Genomic DNA, 20,458 nt, shown 5'->3' with positions numbered 1-20,458 from the left:
CAGCTGAGGCCAGATCAGTCCGCCGACTTCCAGTACATGAAACCCATGCCTTCGCCGGTGCCGGCGGGTGTGCGCCAGCAGGGGACGTAGTCCACCAGTGTCATCTCGGCGCCGGTTTCCTGGACCGCCTTCATCACGCTCACGTAGAGTTTGATTTCGGAAGTGCCCGACTGGTATGAGCGGTTATCCACCGCTGCAAGGCCGTCATAGTCATAGCTCGCCAGCATCTTCATGATGCGGTGGTCGAACTCCTCGTCGTTGACGAAGTGCGACAGGCCACCCGAAGCGAAGATGCCGACACGGACATCGTCAGGCCATGCATTGATCGCATCACGCAGCACCCGTCCGAATTCGATGCAACGCGACATCGACGGCTGCGTCGGCGGGTAGAAGCAGTTCATGATGATCGGCACATGCGGCGGCGGGTTATCGCCCATGATCTGGTGATAAACGAAGCTGTACGCATGCGGCACCACTGGATACTCCGGCAGCGGCTTCATCCACACGTTATCGGGCCACGCAAAGAGATCGGTCAGATCGAAACCTTCGCGCTGGAAGTGCTCGATGAGATACGTGGCCAGCTTCGGATGACACTTGTGCGTGACGTGGTGGTCCGGTGCATAGACCGCGCGCTGCGGCGGACCGTTGTGCACTTCTTCACCGCTGTAGATAGCGATCGATGGCGAGAAATCCGTGAAGATTTCCTTTTGATCCTTACCCAGAACGATCGCGACATCGATGTTGGCGTCACGGTAGGCGGCGGCCATTGTGTCGAGCGCAGTACGGCAGCGTGCGGCGCGCGCAGTGCGCTCCTCGAGCGTCAGGAATTTGTCGAACGCGGCTTCGCGGTGCGCTTCCAGCTCGGGGTAAGTCCAGGTCCGATTGCGATACCACAATTCCGGGTTGTTGCGGTCCCGCTCGCCGTTCTTCAGCCAGTCTTCCGGTGCCTGGCCCAGCATGCCGCTATGCGGCACCGCCATCCCGAATACAATCTTCGCCATGTGTGGTTTCTCAGTGAATTGGTGTGTTCAACAGGGCCGGCTGTGCCGGCCATGCCGTGATGTCTAGGCGCTTCGCAGCGAACCCGGCGCGTCGCTCACCTTCGGCGCCCATTCGGGCCGATACAGGATCGCCGTCGCCAGCGCGCCGACAACGAGGAAGCCCAGAATCACCATCATCGGCAGGTCGTAGCTTCCGCTGACGTGCAGTAGCCAGCCCGACAGGCTTGCCGCCACGCCGCCCGCGAGACTGGTGGCCAACTGCTGCACGCCCGTGACCAGACCGATCGCCTGCTTCGGGATCAAGCTCAGGCGGGACAGCACAAGGTTGTTCGCAGTGGTCAGGCCAAGCAGCGATAGCGACAGCACATTCCAGAACAGGGCCATGTCGAGCGAGTGCGCATAGGCGCCGAGCAGAACGGTGCAGCCGCCCACGAAGCCCGCGATGATGAATGCCTTGCGAACCAGAATAGGATTCGCGCCCCGCGCGATGATCCGGTCCGCTGCCCAACCCGCGAGCGCCGCGACGATTGCGATCCCGGCGAAGCTGAAGAAGGTGAAGAGTCCGGACCTCGACAGCGACAGGTTGTGTTGCTCGACCAGATAGGCAGGCATCCAGGTCATGCAATAGAAAGTGAAATAGCCGTAGCAGAAGTTGGTGATCATGCCGCCCCACACGACCGGGCTCGACAAGATACTGACGAGCGTGACCGAGCGGGCGCTTCGATTCCTCTGCTTGACTTCCACTCCCGACGGAAAGTCATTGCGGACCATCAGCAGCCACGGAGCGAGCCAGAGCAAGCCAACCACGCCGGTCGCGACGAACATGACCTGCCACGAGTAATTGACGATGAACCAGGCACCGACCGGTGCACCGAGTGCCGGACCGAACTTGTTGCCCATCGCCAGGATGCCGACCGCAAGACCATTCTGTCTTTCGTCGAAGTTGTTGCGAATCCAGCGGTAGCTCGCCGGAATCACAATGGCTTCGGCCATGCCGATGATCAGCCGCATCGCGACGAGGCTCGCGAGCGCCGTCACCGCCCCCATCAGCGCGGTCGCGATGCACCACAGCGCGAAGCTGATTGCGTACGGCCATTTCACGCCGTAGCGGTCGGCCACCCAGCCCATCGGCACCTGGAATACGCCATACGACCAGAAGAAGGCCGCATTGATCCAGCCGCGATCGATGTCCGTGAGCGCAAAGTGTTGAACGAAACCTGCGTCCGCCAGTGTCGAGGAAATACTGGTGCGATCGATAAAGGAAATCAGAACTCCGATCGCAAGGAGCGCGAGTACGGTCCAACGGCTCGCGATCCCGGGCCGTTCAGGTTGGCCTGTCTCCATCTGTTTCTATCTCTTGAGTTTGATTGAATTGCGCGTGCCGGCCACCGCAGAGCACCTGTGGCGCCCTCGAAGGCCGGCCCGAATGCGACAGGACTTCAGGCCAGGGCCGGATACAGCTGCTGCGCGGTTTTGCCGAAAATCCACTCGCGGTCTGCGTCGCTCAGGCATGCCAGACCTGCCTGGGCGGTCGCGAGAATGTCCGCGAGCGTGCCCGGCGAGGTCGGATAGTTGGAGCCCCACGCCATCCGTTTTGCGCCGAATGCGTCGACCACGCGCGGGAAGAACGTTTCGGCGCTCGCCTTTTCCTTCTTCACGTCGCCGAAGATGCGCGGCGTGAGCTTCAGGTAGATGTTCTCGAGCGGCGCGAGGTCGAACAGGCTTTGCGCCTTCGCATACGGCGCTCCATCCGCGACTTCCGGGCGACCCAGGTGATCGAGAATGATCGCGACCTTCGGGAAGCGCTTCGCGAGCGTCGTCACCTGCGGCAGGCCGATCGGGCCGGTCTGGATGCACATCGGCAGGCCCAGTTCGCCGCACAGTTCCCACGCCGGAAACGAACGCGGATCACCCAGCTCGCTCGGGTCGAACTCCTTGGTGCTGCCGCCCGTGAACAGGCGCAAGCCCGCGAGGCCGAGGCCGACCCATTCGCGAATGCGCCTGGGCGCGTCTTCCTGCAGCACGTCGACTGAGCCGACGGCAACCAGGCGGTCCGCGTACTTCGCGCAGCCGTCGACCACGTAGCTGTTGTCGAAGCCGTAGGTGGTCGACGAATGCACGACGGCGGCCTTCGCGACCCCGGCAGCATCCATTGCCGCGATCAGCGTCTCGACGGTGGTCGGACGCTCCTTCGACCAATCCGAGCGCTTGCCGAACAACGGTGCCGGCGGATAGCTGGTTTCGTCGTCGGAGATGATGTGCGGGTGAATATCAACGATTGTCATGAGTGTCTCTGTGCTTTTGCCGTTGCATGCGGCATGCGGTTTGAGCCGATGCCGATTGCCCTTATTTACCGCGCGCTTTGAGGCGCGCATCGAGGCGCGGATAGACGCGGCGTGCGTTGCCTTCGAAGATCTTGTAGCGGTCTTGGTCCGACAGCGCCGCGCATGCGTCGATATAGCGCTTGGTGTCGTCGAAGTACTGGCCGGTCGCCGGGTCTTTGCCGCGCACCGCGCCGATCATTTCCGAGCCGAACAGCACGTTGTCGGACGGGATCACCTTGGTCAGCAACTCGACGCCTGGCTTGTGATAAACGCACGAGTCGAAGAAGATGTTGTTCAGCAGACCTTCGAGCGGGCGTTCACGCATTTCGAGCGACATGCCGCGATAGCGTCCCCAGTGATACGGCACCGCGCCGCCGCCGTGCGGGATCACGAGGCGCAGCGTCGGGAAATCCTTGAACAGGTCGGATTGCAGAATCTGCATGAACACCGACGTATCCGCGTTCAGGTAGTGTGCGCCCGTGCCGTGGAAGCACGGGTTGCACGATGCCGCGACGTGGATCATTGCGGGCACGTCGAGATCGACCAGTGCTTCGTAGAGCGGATACCACTCGCGGTCGGTCATCGGCTTGCCGGTCCAGTAGCCGCCGCTCGGGTCCGGGTTCAGGTTACAACCGACGAAACCCATTTGCTCGACGCAACGGCGCAATTCCGCAACGGAGTTCGCCGGCGCGACGCCTGGGGATTGCGGCAACTGACACACTGGCGCGAAGTTGTCCGGATAGAGTTCCGTCACGCGATACACGAGGTCGTTCGAGACTTCGGCCCATTCCAGGCTCGTGCGCTCGTTGCCCAGATGGTGGCTCATCAGTCCGGCGATTGGCGAGAACAGCGTGAGGTCGCTGCCGCGCTCGCGTTGCAGCTTGAGCTGGCCGTTGCCGATGGCTTCGCGGATTTCGTCGTCGCTCACATAGGCGCCGTCGCGCGAAGGGGCGTTGGCGGGATCGTTGGCGAATTCAACCTGTTTTGCGCGCCAGGCGCGGAAAGAAGCGGGTACGGTCGTGAAGTGACCGTGGCAATCAATAATCATGTTGGTTCCTTTGTCGACGGGAGTTGGCGCTTTAGCGCTTACTCCCGTCCCATGCGACGCAGTCGCGGTCGATCAGAGTTGGCGCTTTAGCTGTCGACCAGAGTTCGCGCTTTAGCGCGTTATTCTGGTCCCATGCAAAGCACTTACTCCGATCCCACACAACGCACTTGCGTCGAAATCAGCCAGCCAGCGGATCCACAAACAGCTCCCCAATAGACATCCGCCGCGGCGTAAGCCCCTGCTTGAACGCAGTCGCTTCCAGCGTCTCAATCGTCTTGAGATTTTCCTGAAGCCCATACGGCAGCGGATCATGTCCAACGATCTCGCGCAGCGCGATGTACTTCTTGTCGCTAGCGCTAACCGCCTCACCAGCATCGAGACGCGCCAGCCATTCCTTCTTGGCCTGCGCAAACGCATCGAAAATCGATTTCGCGATCCACGGATGCTCAGCCAGCACCGAGTCCTTGACGACAATCGTGCCGTGCATCGGATAAACGCCGGTGCGCCCGTAATACTCCTTCTCGAGCTCCGCCGCGTTCGGCAACAGATCCGGATAGTTGGCCTCGACTTCCTGCCAGCCGCCCGTCGGCGCGCCGGTGCGGCCAATGCCTGCGGCCGCGTCGAAGCCCGCCGACAGTTCGCCCGAGGCCATCATTTCCGCCAGCGAGCTTCCCGCCGGCGCATGAATGACGTTCGACGGCAGCTTGAGCTGCGTGACATGCTCTTCGTCGTCGACCACCCATGTGACCTTCGACGAATCGAGACCGAACTCGTCGATCAACACCTGACGCGTCCACACGCCGGTCGTGACCGAATAGGCGCGCACGCCCACCTTTTTGCCTTCGAGATCTTTCGGGATCTTGATCCCCGCGTCCGGGCGCACCAGCAGGCCGCCATGATGAAAACGTCGCACGACGAAAATCGGCAATCCGACAAACAGCGCGCCATAGGCACGCGCGATGATGTAGGTGGTCGGCGCCAGTTCGCAAACGTCGAACTCGACATCACGCACCATACGGCGGAACGCGCCGATTTGCGGCTTGACTGTAACGAACTCGGCATCCACGCCCTCGATGGGAATGGACCCGTTGCGGATGGCCGACGTGTGCGGATGCTCAGCGATTGCGATCTTGAGCGGGACTTTCTTGGTCAACATCCTCTCCTGTGGATTAGTCGTCGCCGGCGCCTGGTTGATAGCTCCAGCGCCGGACGGGGCATCTCGATGGCGTAAGAATATTTGAGGAAGGACCACGCGTCCCTACACAAAAAGTAGATTCAATGGCACTTTTTTTGATTCGCGGACGAGCGCGGAGCGCGTGCTGCGGCCTTGTACGGCCGGGCTGTTGGCGCGCGTGGGGGAGTGGCGGAGGGGAATGGAAAAGACTGATTCGGTCGCTCGCCTGGGGGACGCCAAACAGATCAACGGGTTCGGCCCCCCAGCGCGAAGGACACGCAAGGCGAGCTTGCTGCGGGCGGCCTGTGGCGATCGGGATGATGGACGTTGTCGCTATTCCAGCGTCAAGACGACACGGCGCGTACGCGCGGTTTTCTTTTCCATCCTCGCGACACGCACCGCGCCCACTTCTGACGTGTTGGCCACATGCGTGCCGCCGCAAGGCTGCAAATCCACGCCCTCGACTCTTACCAGGCGAACCCGTCCGGTCCCCACCGGCGGCTTCACACTCATAGTGCGCACAAGGTCCGGGTTGGCCTCCAGTGCCGCGTCGGTCATCGTGTCGATCGACACCACCGCCCGTCTGGCGACCAGTTCTGCAAGAGCAACGTCGATGGTGTCACGCGCCAGCGGATCGCTGGTGACAAAATCGAGGCGTGCGTAGTCAGCCGTAATGCTGCAGCCATCAACCGGGAATGGCAAGACTGCGCACAGTAAATGCGCCGCCGTGTGCAAGCGCATATGCCGATAGCGGCGTTCCCAATCTATCTCCGCACAGACAAGCTGGCCCTCCACGAACCTGGCCTGCACCGAGTCTTGACCCACATCCGGCATGTGCATTGCATCGTCGGGCCCCGAGCCGTCGAACTTTGCCCGGCGCGTATCGGCGATACGCAGCCGGGTGCCGTCGTCCAGGGTAAGCCATCCGCTGTCTCCGGCTTGCCCGCCACCTTGGGGATAAAACACGGTTCGGTCCAACAGCAGTCCTTCGCCATCGACGCGAATGATCCGTGCCTCGCAGCTTCTTAAGTAGGCATCCTGACGAAACAATGCTTCGGTCTTCATCGTAAAATCTCCATCGACTTTAGCGTCGGTCGAGTTGCCGCAGTGCCGCGGGATGCGGCCATGGAGCGTCGTTGGGTCACCTGCAATTCGGTCCGCAACGTCACAATCGAGTCTGCGGCAATGTCATTCTTGATCACGCAATGCGGCGCGATGAACACGTCGTCGCCGATAATGACATTGCCAAACACTCGGGCAAATGCGCCTATTTCGACGCGATTGCCGATAGTGGGATGGCGCTTGCCTTCCGGATTGCCGGATATCCCCGTCGCGCCAAGCACAACTCCTCCTAGAACGTAGCAGTCGTCACCGATCTCGGTTGTCTCGCCAATGACCGTGCCATAGCCATGATCTAGCACAAAGCGCTGTCCAATCTTGCATCTGGCGTGAATTTCGGCACCTGATACGAACTTGCCACGTGAAGACACCAGCATCGCCGCGCTTGCCAGTTCGCGCCTTGGATCACCTTCGGTCATTATCTTATCGAGCAGCATGTGGGCCATCCGATAATGCAGGACAGCCTTGTACGACCCGTAGCCAAATGCGATATCGCTGGCACGGCCCTGCGCCGCGGGGTCTTTTCTTGCGAAGGCTAGCAGATCGTCCTCGCAGCACTGGCTCACCCTATCGAAACGAGCATCGTTGACGATCAGGTCGACCATATGCGGCGAACAGCATTCCATCAGTGCGGCATTCATCAAATTGCGTACAATTTTCTTCATTGCGTACAACCCCAACCGGATCGCCCCCGCAGGACTGCGGTATTTCGGCCCCAAGCGCCGCCTATTCGAAATCGCCTATATAGGATTCGATGCCGTCATAAATCATCGTCAAAACACATGTCCCCTCAGGCATCATCGGCGCCAGTTTCTCAACAGCGACCAGATTGGCCGCTGACGACAGACCCAGACTGATGGAATCGGTGTGCATTACCCTACGTGCCATCGTCATACATTCCGTTTTGGACACACCTACCATTCCGGTTAGGAGCGAGAGGTTGAGAATCTCCGGGACGATACCGATGGAGAGTCCCTGAATGTCATGCCGCGCATGCCTGTCGTTAAGAAGGTCACATTGGTCCGGTTCAACGCCGTAGATGGCCAAGGCCGGCCAACGCTCCTTCAGGACTTCGCCGATGCCGGTTATATGACCACCAGTTCCAATGCCCGCTACAAAGTAGTCCGGCGGCTGATCCGTGAAGTCCAGCAGAATCTCCTGGGCCGTAGTCTGGCGGTGGGTTTGCGGATTGGCGGGATTGCGCTGCTGATTCAGCATTACGTAGCCAGGGTTCTCGAGTAGCAACTGCATGGCCTTCTCTCCGTGCGAGTTGTTACCCAAACGACTGTCTGAAAGCACCACCTCGGCACCGTAAAAATCCAGCAGCCTGCGCTTTTCCGGGCTGTAGTTATCGGGTATGACCAGAATCACGTGATAGCCCAGGATGTTGCCAACCATTGCCAAACCGATGCCGGTATTGCCGCCGCTTGGCTCGATAATGATCTGCCGTGTGCCGCGCACCAATACTCCCCTACGCTCCGCATCGAGCACCATGCCCAAGGCGATGCGAGCCTTGTGGCTGCCTCCGGGGTTGAACGATTCCAGCTTTGCAAATACGTTGACACCAATGCGGGCCGACAGCTTGCCAAGTCTTACCACCGGCGTTCGCCCTATCACGTCGAGAATTGAATCGAAGACCATGCATCCCCTCTGCGTCCTCTCAATACATCGGCATATCACGTTCCACGTCTCTCGCCCACCGCTTCATGCCGCCATCGAGGACCTGGACTTTGTCGAAGCCCGCGCCCATGAGGCGCACAGCAGCGCGTTCGGCTCGCACACCCGCGTAGCACACCACGATGTACCGGCGACTCACGTCAAGCTCGGCAATGCGATCGTCGAGATCGCTCAAGGGAATATTGAGAATACCCGGCAGCCGGCAGACTTCAAGCTCGTTTGCATCGCGCACGTCAAGCAATGCGTAGCCTTCACCGCCCCGAACGATAATCTGATGCAAGCCGTTTGGGTCAATGTAGCGGTGGGCTTCCAGTCGCTCCGACAGTACCGGAGCAGACTGGCATGCCTGCTCGTCATCCGATACTGATGGAGCATTCGTGGACGCTACCCCGCAAGCCGGGCAATGACTCCGGCGCCCGAACTTTACTTCGTCAAACGCCATGCGCAGGGCGTCAAAACGCAACAGTCGTCCTGCCAGTGATTCGCCTATGCCCAGAACTACCTTCACGGCCTCGGTTGCCTGAAGAAGGCCTACCACGCCAGGCAAGACGCCTATCACGCCACCGGCATTGCAACTGGGCGAGAGCTCTGGCGGCGGATTTTTGGAAAAAAGGCACTGATAGCAAGGTCCACCATTGAGATTGAACACGCTGATTTGCCTATCAAAACGGTTAATTGCACCAAATACCAGCGGCTTGTTCTGTTTGACACAAACCGCATTGACGAGGTAGCGCGAGGCGAAGTTGTCTGTTCCGTCCACCACCAGGTCATATTGCCCAATCAGATCTTGAGCATTCTCGGAGTTGACAGCGCACTGGTGCGTCCTAACCTCGATATGGGGATTCACGTCCAGCAGGCGCTGCCGGGCTGAATCGACCTTAGGCATACCCAGCGTGCTGTAGCCGTGGACTATCTGGCGCTGTAGATTGCTCGACTCGACCAAATCAAAGTCGGCCAGTCCAATGGTGCCCACACCCACCGCAGCCAGGTACAGCGAGACCGGTGAACCTAATCCTCCTGTGCCGATGACGAGGACTTTGGCCTGTTTCAAGCGCAACTGACCTTGGCGACCGACATGAGGCAATGTGATCTGGCGGACATAGCGCTGGACCTCTTCATTGGAGAGCCCTGTAGGATCGGTGCCCCCGGAAGTTGCGAGCATGATTTCGACCTCATCGTCACCTGATAGCGGCGTATCTGGCTCGGCCAATACGCCTTTGGTCGTCAACAGGAAATGTTCCTTGAATTCGCGGTTATCGTAGAACAGATGAGCATTCAAGGCGGGATGTTTTTTGCAGACATCCGAAATTACTTCGCCTACTGTTCCACCATACCCCATGAGGCGATTACTGCTCAATTTTGCAGCTCGCGCCAATACTTCCGGGAAGATAACCGTTTTCATTTTTCAGTCTCCTTGCATCGTCTGGCCTAACCTGGTACCTACCCTCAGTTCATACAGGGGTCTCTATCGAAGTCTCCTGTGCAAACAAATTGTCCCCGGCGCCAGCGAAACAACTTCGCTCCCCGCGCGGCACCGGCCATCGCGTCGACGACAAGATAGTCGACCGGGTAAATAGGTTCCCCGTCATACAGTGCCTTGTCGACGTCTTCGTGACTGAAATACGCGCCGACGTCGGGATGGGAGTGATAGATAACGATTACGGGGTTTTGAGTCCGGAAGCTATTGTTCAGAAACACAGTATCGAGGACGGAAAATGTGTACCCGTTAGCAGCAGTGCGCCGGTAAGTTGCGGGATTGACTGCATGGATTTCATCTTGAATGTTAGTGCCTTCATGGACACTTCCATCGGCGAGTACGAAACCACAACACTCGCTCGGATAGGTGCGGCCGGCGTGCCGATATATCAGATCGAGAACCTGTGTAGTCAGAAGGTCCATGCTCGCTCATCCCCGAGTATTCAGCAGCCTTTCCAGCGGCAGCTTGGTGATCGCAAAGCCTGCCAGTAGTAACAGCGTGTAGCGCAGCATGTTTGGGGAAATCGGCATCCCTTCGTACCAAGCTCCAATGAAGACAGCGAACACTGGAAAAATGATGAACACAAACGACAGCACGACCGGGCTTAGACGCTTGAGCAGGAAGAAGTAGACGATGAATCCGCCAACCGAAGCTGCTAGCCCAAGATAGGCTAGGGCCGCCCATGAACGGGAGGTGACGGCAGCAAGACCGGGATGTTCGATGAGCAGTCCGGCAAGAAACAGTCCCAGGCCGGCGATTCCGATCGGCAGCGTATTGAACGTGATGACACTGATGCCGACACCACGCTGCTTGGTTATCACGTAGCACAGTGCGTGCATCACGGCGGCCAACAGAATGGCGAACACTCCGGACAATTCCGAATAGGCCAAGTGCAAGCCTTGAGTCTTGATGATCATGAAGAGACTGGCGAAACCTATCGCAATACCGATGACCTGCGACAGATAGATCCGCTCTCGCAGAAAGAGACCAGAGAAAATGAGAATGAACACGGGCATTGTGCTGAACAACAAGGCAGTCAGGCCCGAGGCTACGTAATGTTCGCCGTAGTTCAGCAGGTAATACGGCAGGCTGAAGTAGCACACCGTGACGAAGACGAAAAAGCCGAATCGCTGTCGCGGGAAAAAAATCGACTCGCGACGCATCCAGGCGAATGCCAAGAACAACGGAAACGCGATGAGAAAGCGCAGACCAGCCGAAGTAAGTGGTGGCACACTCTCCACCGCAATCTTAATGCCAAGCCAGGTCGTTCCCCAACTGATGCAGACAATCAGAAAGAGCAATGCGGTCACCAAACCCGTCAATCGCGCAGTTTTTCCGCCGTTTATTGTCACCGAAATTGACATGCTTTCAATTTCCCAATAACTTGGTATCTTAGAACTGACTCCATGCATGCAGCATCAGTCATTAACCCTGATAGACAGGTTAATTCGAGGGCAATATGGCGGTCAAAAGAAATATTGACACCGTTTCAATTTACCGTGCCATGCTAGGCAAGGGAGTCGGCGTCAAGTACAAGCGCCTGGCAAAGGGAATCGAGGAGGCTATCCGCACTGGCGTCATTCGGCCTGGCGACAAGCTGCCTCCACACCGCATCCTTGCGGACAGACTCGGGGTCACCGCTGGCACCATTAGCCACGCCTACGCTGAACTGGAGCGCATGGGGTGGGTCGTGGCGCGTGTCGGCGATGGCACGTTTGTCCGCAAGCGCGATCAGGAGCGTCCCCGCGATGCCGGCTTTCGCAACTTCCCTGGCGCGCCAGACGCCTGCCACGACATGAGCCGTAACATGCACATTCCCGGCATGGAGGCAGACCAGCTGGCGCGGCACCTGGCGCAGCTTGCCGGTGATCCGGAGCGGCTGCGCGAGTTGCTGCTCTATACGCCCGATGCGGGTGTGTTACGCCATCGCCAGGCTGGCGCACAATGGCTCGCGCATGGTGACTTTCGGCCTTTGGCGGAACAGGTCGTCTGCGTGAATGGCAGTCAACACGGTTTGCTTGCGGTGCTCATGGCCACGCTGCGCGCTGGCGACACGCTGGTGACGGAACAACTCACTTACCCGGGACTGATCAGCGTGGCGCGTCTGCTGGGCATTAAAGTCATCGGTGTGGAAATGGACGAGGAAGGGTTGCTGCCTGCCTCGCTTGACGAGCTCTGCCGCACCAACCGGATCACGGCTCTCTACTGTACGCCAACCATTCAGAACCCGACTACGGCGGTAATGTCCGTCGCGCGCAGGCAAGCGCTTGCGCAGCTTTGCCGCGAGCACAATCTCCTCGTCATCGAAGACGAGACGCATGCCGTGCTGATGCGGGAGCGGCCGCTACCCATTAGCCACTTCGCGCCCGAGCGGGGTGTCGTCATCGGCAGTCTTAGCAAGGCGGTTGCCGCAGGCCTTCGCGCAGGCTATGTATATGTGCCTGCGTCGATGGTGGGCCGCCTGACGGCAGCCATCCGCAACTCCTGTTGGATGGCGACGCCGTTGAGCCTGGACATCGCCAGTGCGTGGATCGAGGATGGTACGGCGTTTTCGCTGCTTGACGAGCAGACGAAGGAGATCGATCGACGCAAGGAGTTGGTCGTTGGGCAACTGGAGAGCGTGATCTATCGTACGCACCGGTTCAGTCCGCATTTCTGGATCGACGTTCCCGCGCCTTGGCGCGCGTCCGAGATTGACCGGAGCCTGCGTCAACAAAACCATCTGATCTCTACCGCGGAAGCGTTCAGCGTAAGTCGGGGCACCTTCCCCGAGTGCGTGCGCGTCAGCGTCAGCAATGCGTCGGGCGGGGATCATATGTTGTGCGATGGCTTCGCGGCACTGGCCGATGTGTTGCGCAACGGCGCCGGATCGCCCCCGGTCATGCTCTCGTAGGCGGCAGTGGAAGTTGCGTCGCGATAAGGTCGATCAGGCGTTTAACTTTTTGCCCCGCCGCTTTTTGATTCTCGCTCTCAAGCCAATTGAATGGCCTCTATTCACCTTTTACCCGCACTCACCGATTGAGCGTCCGCACGTCCGTCGCACTCCAACATGATTTCGCAAGGATCCGAAAGGTCTTCGTCGGTTACGTCACATGACTCACGCAGAATGGACTTTTTTCCAACCCGTGTTGGACACATAGCAAGCCTAACTTTCTCTCCGTTGTAACACGCGGTAATGCAAAGCAACGCCCGGTAAGCGACGCATTGCGCTTGCAGTCGCTCGACGTGCCAGGCGCCAATCCCCGTTTGGAGAGATACATGAAGCGTATTGACAATGTCCCACGAACGCCCATCCTGCAAGCCCTTCTCACGTGCAGCGCCGCTGCGCTAGCGGTCGGCACCGCTCTCTACCCTTCCGTTTCCGCCAGTCAGCAAACCAACGCAGTTTCCATTCAAACCACTTCGCCGATCAAGCATGTGATCGTAATCGTGGGCGAAAACCGTACCTTCGATCATGTATTCGGCGCCTATAAGCCGCGGCGCGGGCAAACGGTATCGAATCTGCTCTCCAAAGGCATCATCACGCAGGACGGCAAACCGGGGCCCAATTTCGCGGCGGCCGCACAGTACACCGCCAACGCCGACAACCCCAACCGCTTCGAGCTGAGCCCATCCGGCAAGAAGCCCTATACCGTGCTGCCGGCACCCAACACGGGCTTCGTGGCGACCGCCGCGGGCGACACCAGCCCCCCGCCCTTCGCAACCCTTGCGGCGGCTCAGGCTGCTGAAGGCGCGGCACTCAATGCACAAGATCTCGTGCATCTGACGACCGGCGCGTCGGGCTTGCCGCATCAGGTACCGGATACCCGCTTTGGCGCAAACACCTTCAACCTGCCGAATGGCCCCTATCAGATTTCGCGAGTCGGTCCGAACTACGATCAGTACATGAATAGCCCCGTGCACCGTTTCTATCAGAACTGGCAGCAGTCGGACTGTAGCGTCTCGCACGCGACCTACGACAACCCCAGCGGCTGCAAAATGGATCTGTTCGTGTGGGTCGAAACGTCGATCGGCGCCGGCTCGAACGGCAAGCCGAAGCCTGCCAACTTCACCGACCAGACCACGTCAGAAGGCTCGACGGCACTCGGCTACTACAACGTGAATAGCGGTGATATGCCCTATTTCAACGAACTGGCGCGTCAATACACGATCAGCGACAACTATCACCAGCCTGTGATGGGTGGCACGGGTGCGAACAGCATCATGATCGGTACGGCTGACGCGCTCTACTACACCGACGGCAACGGTCACGCCACGACCCCTCCCGCCGATCAGATCGAAAATCCGCATCCGCTGGCCGGGACCAACAACTGGTACACGCAGGATGGCTACTCAGGCGGCACCTATAGTAATTGTTCGGACCCGAAGCAGCCCGGTGTTGGGGCGCTCCGGCACTACCTCGGCACGCTGCCCTATCATCCCGATCCGAACTGCGCGGCCAATACTTACTACCTGCTCAACAACTACAACCCGGGCTATAACGGCGACGGCAGCGTGAACACGAGCAGCGCCTTCACGATCCCGCCTTCGCCGGTACGCACGATCGCGGATTCGTTGCTGGCGAAAAACATCTCGTGGAAGTACTACGGCGAAGGCTGGAAGACGTTCGTCAGCAATCTGCCCACGAGCGTGTACTGCAACATCTGCAATCCGTTCCTCTACGAAACCGCGATCATGAGCAACCCGGCGCTTGTCGCTGCGCACTTGCAGGACACGACCGATCTCTATTCGGACATCACGGCCGGGACTTTGCCTGCCGTGTCGTTCGTGAAGCCGGGCGGTCTGCTGGACGGACATCCCGAATCGTCGAAGTTCGGTCTATATGAGGCGTTCGTGCACAAGATCATCGACGCAGTCCAGGCCAACCCGGCGCTGTGGGCATCGACGGCGATCCTCATCACCACCGACGAAGGCGGCGGCTATTACGATTCGGGCTACATCCAACCGGTGGATTTCTTCGGCGACGGTCCGCGTATTCCGCTGATCGTGGTGTCACCGTATTCCCGCGGCGGCCGCGTGGTGCATGAATATTCGGATCATGCGTCGATTGTCAAGTTCATCGATCGCAACTGGGCGCTGTCTCCGATCACGCAGCGCAGCCGTGACAATCTGCCCAATCCTGTGCAACTCTCAGGCAATCCGTACGTACCGGTCAACGCGCCGGCTATCAGCGATCTGTTCGACTCGTTCCGGTTCGGCCGGGATCAGGACGATCACGATAACGATAACGACAATGCACAAGGTAATAGTGGTGGCTTCGGCTGGTGGCCGTTCTGAAGAAACTTGAACCGGTCGACGCAAATGGTCGGCACTTCTGATCGTGTCGTATGAGCTTTGAATTGCAGACCGAGCGCTTGCGCGAATGCGCAAGCGCTCAATTTGCGTTAGAAGGCTGATGAAATAGCGGTCGCTGCTCTATCGCCAACACTCTCTCTGCTCGCGCAGCCTTAGAGTGTTCATGCTCGAGCTCGAGAAGCAACTTTTACGCGTGCCCCGTCACGAATTTCTTCGTTGCGTGATAGCCGTGTTTCGTTGCATCGGCGACGGCATGGCCGGCCGCCTTCGCACCGTGGCCGACCGCGTGCGCGGCATCACGCACCGCATGCCCGCTTTTCTTTCCGGCCGTCTTGACGTCGTTCTTGAACTCGTGGGCACCTGTAGCCAGACTCGCATGAGCCAGCGGGCTGAGCACGGCCAGTACGAACAGGATGATCGAAATTCTCGTCTTCTTTATCACTCTGATATTCCCCACAAGAAATGCCACGCCACGCTTCGGGCAGAATCTGTTGGATGACTTGCTCGAAGGCTTCGACGACTCGTCCGCCGCTCACAAGAGAGCGATGGTCAGGGCAATGGATTGAAACCGCCTTGAAGATAGTCGTGGCTGGTTTGGGTTCGACTGGTACGTTCGTCAACGCAGCCGATGCCGCAATGAAGCTATCTGTGCCAGCCGTGCCCGTAACCGCCGAAACCGATGCCGACATCGACTGAAGGCGCTACGTAGTACCCTGGCGCATAACCATAATAGGCCGGCGCAGGCGCATAGCCATACGGCGGAGCAACAATGCAGCCCGACAGCCCAGCCGCGAGCGCAACGACACACAAGAGTCTGATCATGTTTTTTCTCCCGTGAGCCGATTGTAGTTGGCACACGGATTCCGATTCGCAACGAAGTGTGTCCGAACGTAACCGGTCGCGCACCGGCATTCGATCAGTTCGCCATCAGTTTGCGGGCCTCGCTGCGAGCCCATGTTTGTCCGTGTCCGCGAACAGATCGATCACTACCCCGCGCATCCAGCGGTTGGCTTCGTCCTGCTGAACCCGTGCGTGCCAGAGCAGATGGATCGGCGCGCCCGGCAGCTTCATGGGCAGCGCGCGCAGGCTGAGCGAGAACGGTTTGGCCAATTGCAGGGCGAGTTGTTCAGGCACAGTGGCGATCAAATCGGTGCGTTGCAGGATGTAGCCCACGCTCATGAAATGCGGCACCGTCAGTCGCACCTGGCGCCGCACGCCGCGCCGTTTCAACCATTCGTCCACCTGGCCGTGGCCGGTGCCGGCCGACACGACCACCAGATGCTCGGCTTCGCGCCAGGCGGCGAGCGTGAGCGGCGCGTCCTCGAGCGGATGACCGCGCCTGAACAGGCAGACATAGCGCTGATCGAACAGCCGGCGCTGATAGAAGCCACCCTTGAGTTGCGGCAGCAAGCCGATGGCGAGATCGACCCGGCCGTCGGCCATCTCGTCGCTCAGATTGACGCCTGTGTTGCGGACCGTATTGAGTGCGATGCCCGGTGCGTCGCGCGACAGTCGTTCAAGCAGCGCGGGCAGGAATACGACTTCGCCGATATCGGTCATGCCGATCGTCATGGTGCGCGTGGCCCCTAGCGGATCGAAGCCCGTCACGGGATTGAGCGCGGCGTGCAGGGTCGCGAGCGCCTGCGAGACCGGTTCCGCCAACCGCAGCGCGAACGGCGTGGGCACCACACCACCGGGCCCGCGCACGAACAGCGGATCGCCGAGCCGGCTGCGCAGCTTGGCGAGCGCATTGCTGACGCCGGGCTGGCTCATGTTCATCTGCTCGGCGACGCTCGCCACGCGCCGCTCCTGCATCAGCCGCTGGAAAAGCAGTAGCAGGTTGAGGTCGATGTCGCTCAGTTCCATGGCTCTGATATAACTCGGGTTCATTCAATCCAGTGATGAAGCACATTCATTTCATCTTATTGAGGGATGAAGGTCTAGTGCTGAAAATACTGACGAGCTCACGCATTCGACGCGCCGCCGGCGCGTGCCGTAGCAAGGCCAACCTATGAATCTGAACATCGGAGACATATTCATGAAGCAGATGGACTTGAAGATCGCCATCGTCGGCGCTGGCATCGGTGGCCTCACGCTGGCGCTCGCGCTGCGCGAGCATGGAATCGATGCGCAGCTCTATGAGCAGACCGACGAGCTGCGCGAGGTGGGCGCAGCAGTCGCGCTGTCGGCCAATGCGACGCGCTTCTACGAGCGCATGGGACTACGCCCGGCCTTCGAAGCGGTGTGCGCGGAGGTGCCCGGCCTGATCTATCGTGACGGACGCAGCGGCGCAGTCATTGGTCATCATCGCGGCACACCCAGCTATCGTGAGCAGTTCGGCGGCTCGTACTGGGGCGTTCATCGTGCCGATCTGCAGGCGGTGCTGTCGAGAGCCGTCGGCCTCGAGCGCATCAAGCTCAGCCATCGGCTGATCGATCTCGCGCAGCACCCGGATCGCGTGAGTCTAACTTTCGACAACGGTCAGCGCATCGACGCCGATCTGGTGATCGGCGCCGATGGGGCGCGCTCGATCACGCGGCGCTGGATGCTTGGTTACGACGACGCCTTGTATTCGGGCTGCTCCGGCTTTCGCGGCGTAGTGCCGGCCGGGCGCATGGACCTGTTGCCGGACCCCGAGACCATCCAGTTCTGGGTCGGGCCTGGCGGCCATCTACTGCACTATCCGATCGGCGACCAGGGAGACCAGAATTTCCTGCTGGTCGAGCGTCATCCATCGCCGTGGCCGTCGCGCGACTGGGTCATGCCAGCCAGCGAGGGCGAACAGTTGCGCCTGTTCAAGGACTGGCATCCGGCCGTGGTGCAGATGATCACGGCCGTGCCGATCAGCCAGCGCTGGGGCCTGTTCCACCGTCCGCCGCTCGGCCGCTGGAGCAAGGGCCGCGTGACCCTGATCGGCGATGCCGCGCATGCGCTGGTACCGCACCACGGCCAGGGCGCCAACCAGTCGATCGAAGATGCCGTGGTGCTGGCCGCGCAGCTGGCCAAGGCGGGCCCGGGCAAATGGCGCGAGGCGCAGGAAGCCTACGAGCGGCTGCGCCGGGGCCGCACGCGCAAGGTGCAGTACGCGTCGATCACCACGGCGGATGCGCTGCATCTGCCCGACGGGCCAGCCGCACAGGCGCGCAATGCCCGCCTCGGTGCGCGCGACAGGATGCTGCATCACCTGGACTGGATTCACGACTTCGACGCCCTCACGCAAGAACCGACCGAACGTCAGGGCGGCACCTGGCTTTGAGCGGGTGCGAGGCGGGTCAAGTGACGCAAGCACTTCTTGCCCGTCGGACTCGCCTCGTCGTGGTTACCCGTCCGGGACAACGTGCGGCTCGATGAACGCGCACCTCGATGAGGCGCCCGGTGCGTCGCCGGCATCACTGTGTTCGATGCGGAACATCGTTAGGGAAAGGATACGGTGCGTGTGGCCCTGGCCATTCTGGCACGGGCGGTCCGCTGAACGCGTCGCAACCACCGAAGCCAAAGAGAACGATCCCGGCGAGCAAACCGGTCGCAACGCCCCGCAGCATCGCTCGAGTGTCCATGTTGCACCTCCCGACACATCACTCTCGTCCGGTTGGACCTTCAATTGCCGCACAGGTTGCGCCGCCATGTCGTGCGCACCGTCAAGCGCAGGCGGTCGACAGTGCGGCAAATACCTCGGCCCGCTTCTCCGGCTGCTCGCTGGGAGAGCTGACCGGCTCAGTCATCCGGAACACCGCGACCGCGTCGTCAAGCGCGCCCGCCTGCTCCTCCAGCGACGCCGCGGCAGCCGCGGCCTGCTCGACCAGCGCGGCATTCTGCTGGGTCGCCTTGTCCATCAGCGTCACCGCGCAGGTGATCTGCTCGATGCCCCGCGACTGTTCTTCCGAAGCCACGCTGATTTCGCTCACGATACGGGTCACATTGCGCGCGGCACTGACGATCTCCGCCATGGTCGCGCCGGCGCGAGTCGCGAGTTCGGAGCCATTCTCGACCTTCGCCACCGAACTGACGATCAGTTCCCTGATCTCTTTCGCCGCGGCCGCCGAGCGCTGCGCCAAAGCACGCACTTCACCCGCCACCACGGCGAATCCACGCCCTTCGTCGCCGGCACGCGCGGCTTCCACGGCGGCGTTCAGGGCAAGTATGTTGGTCTGGAAAGCGATACCTTCGATCGCACCAATGATGTCGACGATCCTGTTCGACCCCGACGACATCTGCGCGATCACGTCGATGACCTGATCGACCACTTCACCGCCACGCGCCGCGGTTTGCGACGCGTTTTCAGCGAGCGTGCTGGCCTCTCGCGCATTGTCGGCGTTCTGCCTGACCGTTGCCGTCAATTCCTCCATGCTCGCGGCGGTCTCCTGCAGCGTCGCCGCCTGCTGCTCGGTGCGCGTCGACAGATCGGCATTGCCGCTCGCAATCTCGCGCACGCCGTGCGCGATTGCCGCCGTGCCGAAACGAACCTGACTGACCGCGGCAACGAGGCTCTGCTGCATGCGGGCAAGCGCGTCCATCAGCCGGCCCATTTCGTTGACGCTCGCGCCGGCGATCTGCCCCGTCAGATCGCCGGCCGCGATTCGTTCGAAGTGCTGAATGACCGCGTTGATCGGCCGCACGATCGATGCGGCAACCATGAAGCGCGTGAACAGACCAAGCACCAGTGCGACAAGACCGATCGCAGCGAATACCCAGCACAGCAGACGAAAATGCTGCTGGGCCGATTTGAAGCGTGTCTCTTCGTGCTGCACCTGAAAGTTCTCCAGCGCAAGTTCGGCACGTTTATAGTCGCTGAACACCGCATCGGGCGCCTGTCGCTCAGCGGTCCGGAACGTGATGAAATCGTTCTGATCGAGCGCGGTAACTTCGGGCAGAAGCACCTGCTTCATCAGCTGCTCGCGCTTTGCGCGCAGCGCGTCGGTCAGCGCCTTCTCGTCGTCGTTCGACGGAGGCTGCGTCAGATAAGCCGCCAGTTCGCGATCGCTGTCTGCGAGCCCTGCATGGACGCGAGCGAGCACCGCGTCAGTGGGCTTGCCCTGCGCCACGAGCGTTTCGTAGGCACCGAGATCGACACGCACATTCAAAAGCGCCTCGCCGCTCGCGGCGATGTGGCGAATCGCAACGGTCTCTTCGCTATACATCTTTTCGAGCGCCGCGTTGCTGGTCTTCAAACCAGCGACGGATATCACGATCACGAACATCAACGCGGCCGTGTAGCCCACGATGGTGACCGTGAGCGCGGTCCGGATAGTCGTATTGCTGAACATGTCTCTGCCTCGCCTGCTGAAAAGAAAAAGCGGCCGCGGAAAGGTCCGCGGCCGCAAGCTGGAGAACATCGATTGAAAC

General features: G+C 60.3%; 18 protein-coding genes. 3 read left to right on the top strand and 15 right to left on the bottom strand.

From position 1 onward, the window contains the following. Window positions 1-14 precede the first annotated feature (14 nt). The 11 genes from BN2475_RS20305 to BN2475_RS20255 all read right to left on the bottom strand — a co-directional run bounded on the left by BN2475_RS20305 (window position 15) and on the right by BN2475_RS20255 (window position 11,184). Window positions 15-1,001, bottom strand: a complete 987-nt coding sequence (locus BN2475_RS20305) for a DODA-type extradiol aromatic ring-opening family dioxygenase (RefSeq protein ID WP_094781286.1) — start codon at window positions 999-1,001, stop codon at window positions 15-17. A gap of 63 nt (window positions 1,002-1,064) precedes the next feature. Further along, window positions 1,065-2,345: an MFS transporter gene (locus BN2475_RS20300; protein WP_094781285.1), complete on the bottom strand. Its 1,281-nt coding sequence runs from the start codon at window positions 2,343-2,345 to the stop codon at window positions 1,065-1,067. Between the two features lie 95 nt (window positions 2,346-2,440). Beyond that, window positions 2,441-3,286 carry an amidohydrolase family protein gene (locus tag BN2475_RS20295; protein ID WP_094781284.1) on the bottom strand — a complete coding sequence of 282 codons (846 nt, stop codon included), beginning with the start codon at window positions 3,284-3,286 and terminating at the stop codon, window positions 2,441-2,443. A 61-nt stretch (window positions 3,287-3,347) separates the two neighbouring features. Beyond that, window positions 3,348-4,373: an amidohydrolase family protein gene (locus BN2475_RS20290; protein ID WP_094781283.1), complete on the bottom strand. Its 1,026-nt coding sequence runs from the start codon at window positions 4,371-4,373 to the stop codon at window positions 3,348-3,350. A gap of 178 nt (window positions 4,374-4,551) precedes the next feature. Then, entirely contained in the window at window positions 4,552-5,529 is a 978-nt protein-coding gene (locus tag BN2475_RS20285) for a PhnD/SsuA/transferrin family substrate-binding protein (RefSeq protein ID WP_094781282.1), read from the bottom strand. Between the two features lie 351 nt (window positions 5,530-5,880). Further along, a complete protein-coding gene (locus tag BN2475_RS20280) occupies window positions 5,881-6,612 on the bottom strand; it encodes an alanyl-tRNA editing protein (protein ID WP_094781281.1) in 732 nt (243 codons plus the stop codon). Continuing rightward, on the bottom strand, window positions 6,609-7,331 hold the full coding sequence (locus tag BN2475_RS20275; protein ID WP_218023709.1) for a serine O-acetyltransferase: 723 nt from the start codon (window positions 7,329-7,331) through the stop codon (window positions 6,609-6,611). The genes BN2475_RS20280 and BN2475_RS20275 overlap by 4 nt, the downstream gene beginning before the upstream one ends. A gap of 61 nt (window positions 7,332-7,392) precedes the next feature. Next, entirely contained in the window at window positions 7,393-8,307 is a 915-nt protein-coding gene (locus tag BN2475_RS20270; protein WP_094781280.1) for a PLP-dependent cysteine synthase family protein, read from the bottom strand. Window positions 8,308-8,326: 19 nt separating this feature from the next. After that, window positions 8,327-9,745, bottom strand: a complete 1,419-nt coding sequence (moeB, locus tag BN2475_RS20265) for a molybdopterin-synthase adenylyltransferase MoeB (protein WP_094781279.1) — start codon at window positions 9,743-9,745, stop codon at window positions 8,327-8,329. Window positions 9,746-9,789: 44 nt separating this feature from the next. After that, window positions 9,790-10,242, bottom strand: a complete 453-nt coding sequence (locus tag BN2475_RS20260; RefSeq protein ID WP_094781278.1) for a M67 family metallopeptidase — start codon at window positions 10,240-10,242, stop codon at window positions 9,790-9,792. Window positions 10,243-10,248: 6 nt separating this feature from the next. Next, a complete protein-coding gene (locus BN2475_RS20255) occupies window positions 10,249-11,184 on the bottom strand; it encodes a DMT family transporter (protein ID WP_218023708.1) in 936 nt (311 codons plus the stop codon). A 95-nt stretch (window positions 11,185-11,279) separates the two neighbouring features. Here BN2475_RS20255 and BN2475_RS20250 point away from each other — a divergent pair, with 95 nt between their 5' ends. Both BN2475_RS20250 and BN2475_RS20245 read left to right on the top strand, forming a co-directional pair. Then, window positions 11,280-12,713 carry an aminotransferase-like domain-containing protein gene (locus BN2475_RS20250; RefSeq protein WP_094781276.1) on the top strand — a complete coding sequence of 478 codons (1,434 nt, stop codon included), beginning with the start codon at window positions 11,280-11,282 and terminating at the stop codon, window positions 12,711-12,713. A gap of 365 nt (window positions 12,714-13,078) precedes the next feature. Then, window positions 13,079-15,097, top strand: coding sequence for an alkaline phosphatase family protein (locus BN2475_RS20245; RefSeq protein WP_094781275.1), 2,019 nt, complete (start codon window positions 13,079-13,081; stop codon window positions 15,095-15,097). A 205-nt stretch (window positions 15,098-15,302) separates the two neighbouring features. Here the strand turns inward: BN2475_RS20245 and BN2475_RS20240 are convergent, their stop codons facing one another. The 3 genes from BN2475_RS20240 to BN2475_RS20230 form a co-directional block, all read right to left on the bottom strand. Further along, on the bottom strand, window positions 15,303-15,554 hold the full coding sequence (locus tag BN2475_RS20240; protein WP_094781341.1) for a hypothetical protein: 252 nt from the start codon (window positions 15,552-15,554) through the stop codon (window positions 15,303-15,305). 203 nt (window positions 15,555-15,757) lie between these two features. Next, window positions 15,758-15,937: a hypothetical protein gene (locus tag BN2475_RS20235; protein WP_094781274.1), complete on the bottom strand. Its 180-nt coding sequence runs from the start codon at window positions 15,935-15,937 to the stop codon at window positions 15,758-15,760. 105 nt (window positions 15,938-16,042) lie between these two features. Next, window positions 16,043-16,981, bottom strand: a complete 939-nt coding sequence (locus tag BN2475_RS20230; protein ID WP_094781273.1) for a LysR family transcriptional regulator — start codon at window positions 16,979-16,981, stop codon at window positions 16,043-16,045. 172 nt (window positions 16,982-17,153) lie between these two features. Between BN2475_RS20230 and BN2475_RS20225 the strand changes: the two genes are divergently transcribed. Continuing rightward, complete coding sequence (locus tag BN2475_RS20225) at window positions 17,154-18,371, top strand: FAD-dependent monooxygenase (RefSeq protein WP_094781340.1); 1,218 nt, start codon at window positions 17,154-17,156, stop codon at window positions 18,369-18,371. A gap of 382 nt (window positions 18,372-18,753) precedes the next feature. Here the strand turns inward: BN2475_RS20225 and BN2475_RS20220 are convergent, their stop codons facing one another. Beyond that, on the bottom strand, window positions 18,754-20,379 hold the full coding sequence (locus BN2475_RS20220; RefSeq protein WP_094781272.1) for a methyl-accepting chemotaxis protein: 1,626 nt from the start codon (window positions 20,377-20,379) through the stop codon (window positions 18,754-18,756). Window positions 20,380-20,458 lie beyond the last annotated feature (79 nt).

Source organism: Paraburkholderia ribeironis (genome assembly GCF_900019265.1).
Taxonomy (GTDB): domain Bacteria; phylum Pseudomonadota; class Gammaproteobacteria; order Burkholderiales; family Burkholderiaceae; genus Paraburkholderia; species Paraburkholderia ribeironis.
This window is presented reverse-complemented; position numbering and strand designations above follow the sequence as displayed.

Coding starts and splice junctions, on each gene's coding strand:
- BN2475_RS20300 (WP_094781285.1), bottom strand. CDS start 2,345: ATGGAGACAGGCCAACCTGAACGGCCCGGGATCGCGAGCCGTTGGACC.
- BN2475_RS20270 (WP_094781280.1), bottom strand. CDS start 8,307: ATGGTCTTCGATTCAATTCTCGACGTGATAGGGCGAACGCCGGTGGTA.
- BN2475_RS20250 (WP_094781276.1), top strand. CDS start 11,280: ATGGCGGTCAAAAGAAATATTGACACCGTTTCAATTTACCGTGCCATG.
- BN2475_RS20295 (WP_094781284.1), bottom strand. CDS start 3,286: ATGACAATCGTTGATATTCACCCGCACATCATCTCCGACGACGAAACC.
- BN2475_RS20290 (WP_094781283.1), bottom strand. CDS start 4,373: ATGATTATTGATTGCCACGGTCACTTCACGACCGTACCCGCTTCTTTC.
- moeB (WP_094781279.1), bottom strand. CDS start 9,745: ATGAAAACGGTTATCTTCCCGGAAGTATTGGCGCGAGCTGCAAAATTG.
- BN2475_RS20280 (WP_094781281.1), bottom strand. CDS start 6,612: ATGAAGACCGAAGCATTGTTTCGTCAGGATGCCTACTTAAGAAGCTGC.
- BN2475_RS20235 (WP_094781274.1), bottom strand. CDS start 15,937: ATGATCAGACTCTTGTGTGTCGTTGCGCTCGCGGCTGGGCTGTCGGGC.
- BN2475_RS20255 (WP_218023708.1), bottom strand. CDS start 11,184: ATGTCAATTTCGGTGACAATAAACGGCGGAAAAACTGCGCGATTGACG.
- BN2475_RS20305 (WP_094781286.1), bottom strand. CDS start 1,001: ATGGCGAAGATTGTATTCGGGATGGCGGTGCCGCATAGCGGCATGCTG.
- BN2475_RS20225 (WP_094781340.1), top strand. CDS start 17,154: ATGAAGCAGATGGACTTGAAGATCGCCATCGTCGGCGCTGGCATCGGT.
- BN2475_RS20245 (WP_094781275.1), top strand. CDS start 13,079: ATGAAGCGTATTGACAATGTCCCACGAACGCCCATCCTGCAAGCCCTT.
- BN2475_RS20275 (WP_218023709.1), bottom strand. CDS start 7,331: ATGAAGAAAATTGTACGCAATTTGATGAATGCCGCACTGATGGAATGC.
- BN2475_RS20230 (WP_094781273.1), bottom strand. CDS start 16,981: ATGGAACTGAGCGACATCGACCTCAACCTGCTACTGCTTTTCCAGCGG.
- BN2475_RS20285 (WP_094781282.1), bottom strand. CDS start 5,529: ATGTTGACCAAGAAAGTCCCGCTCAAGATCGCAATCGCTGAGCATCCG.
- BN2475_RS20260 (WP_094781278.1), bottom strand. CDS start 10,242: ATGGACCTTCTGACTACACAGGTTCTCGATCTGATATATCGGCACGCC.
- BN2475_RS20220 (WP_094781272.1), bottom strand. CDS start 20,379: ATGTTCAGCAATACGACTATCCGGACCGCGCTCACGGTCACCATCGTG.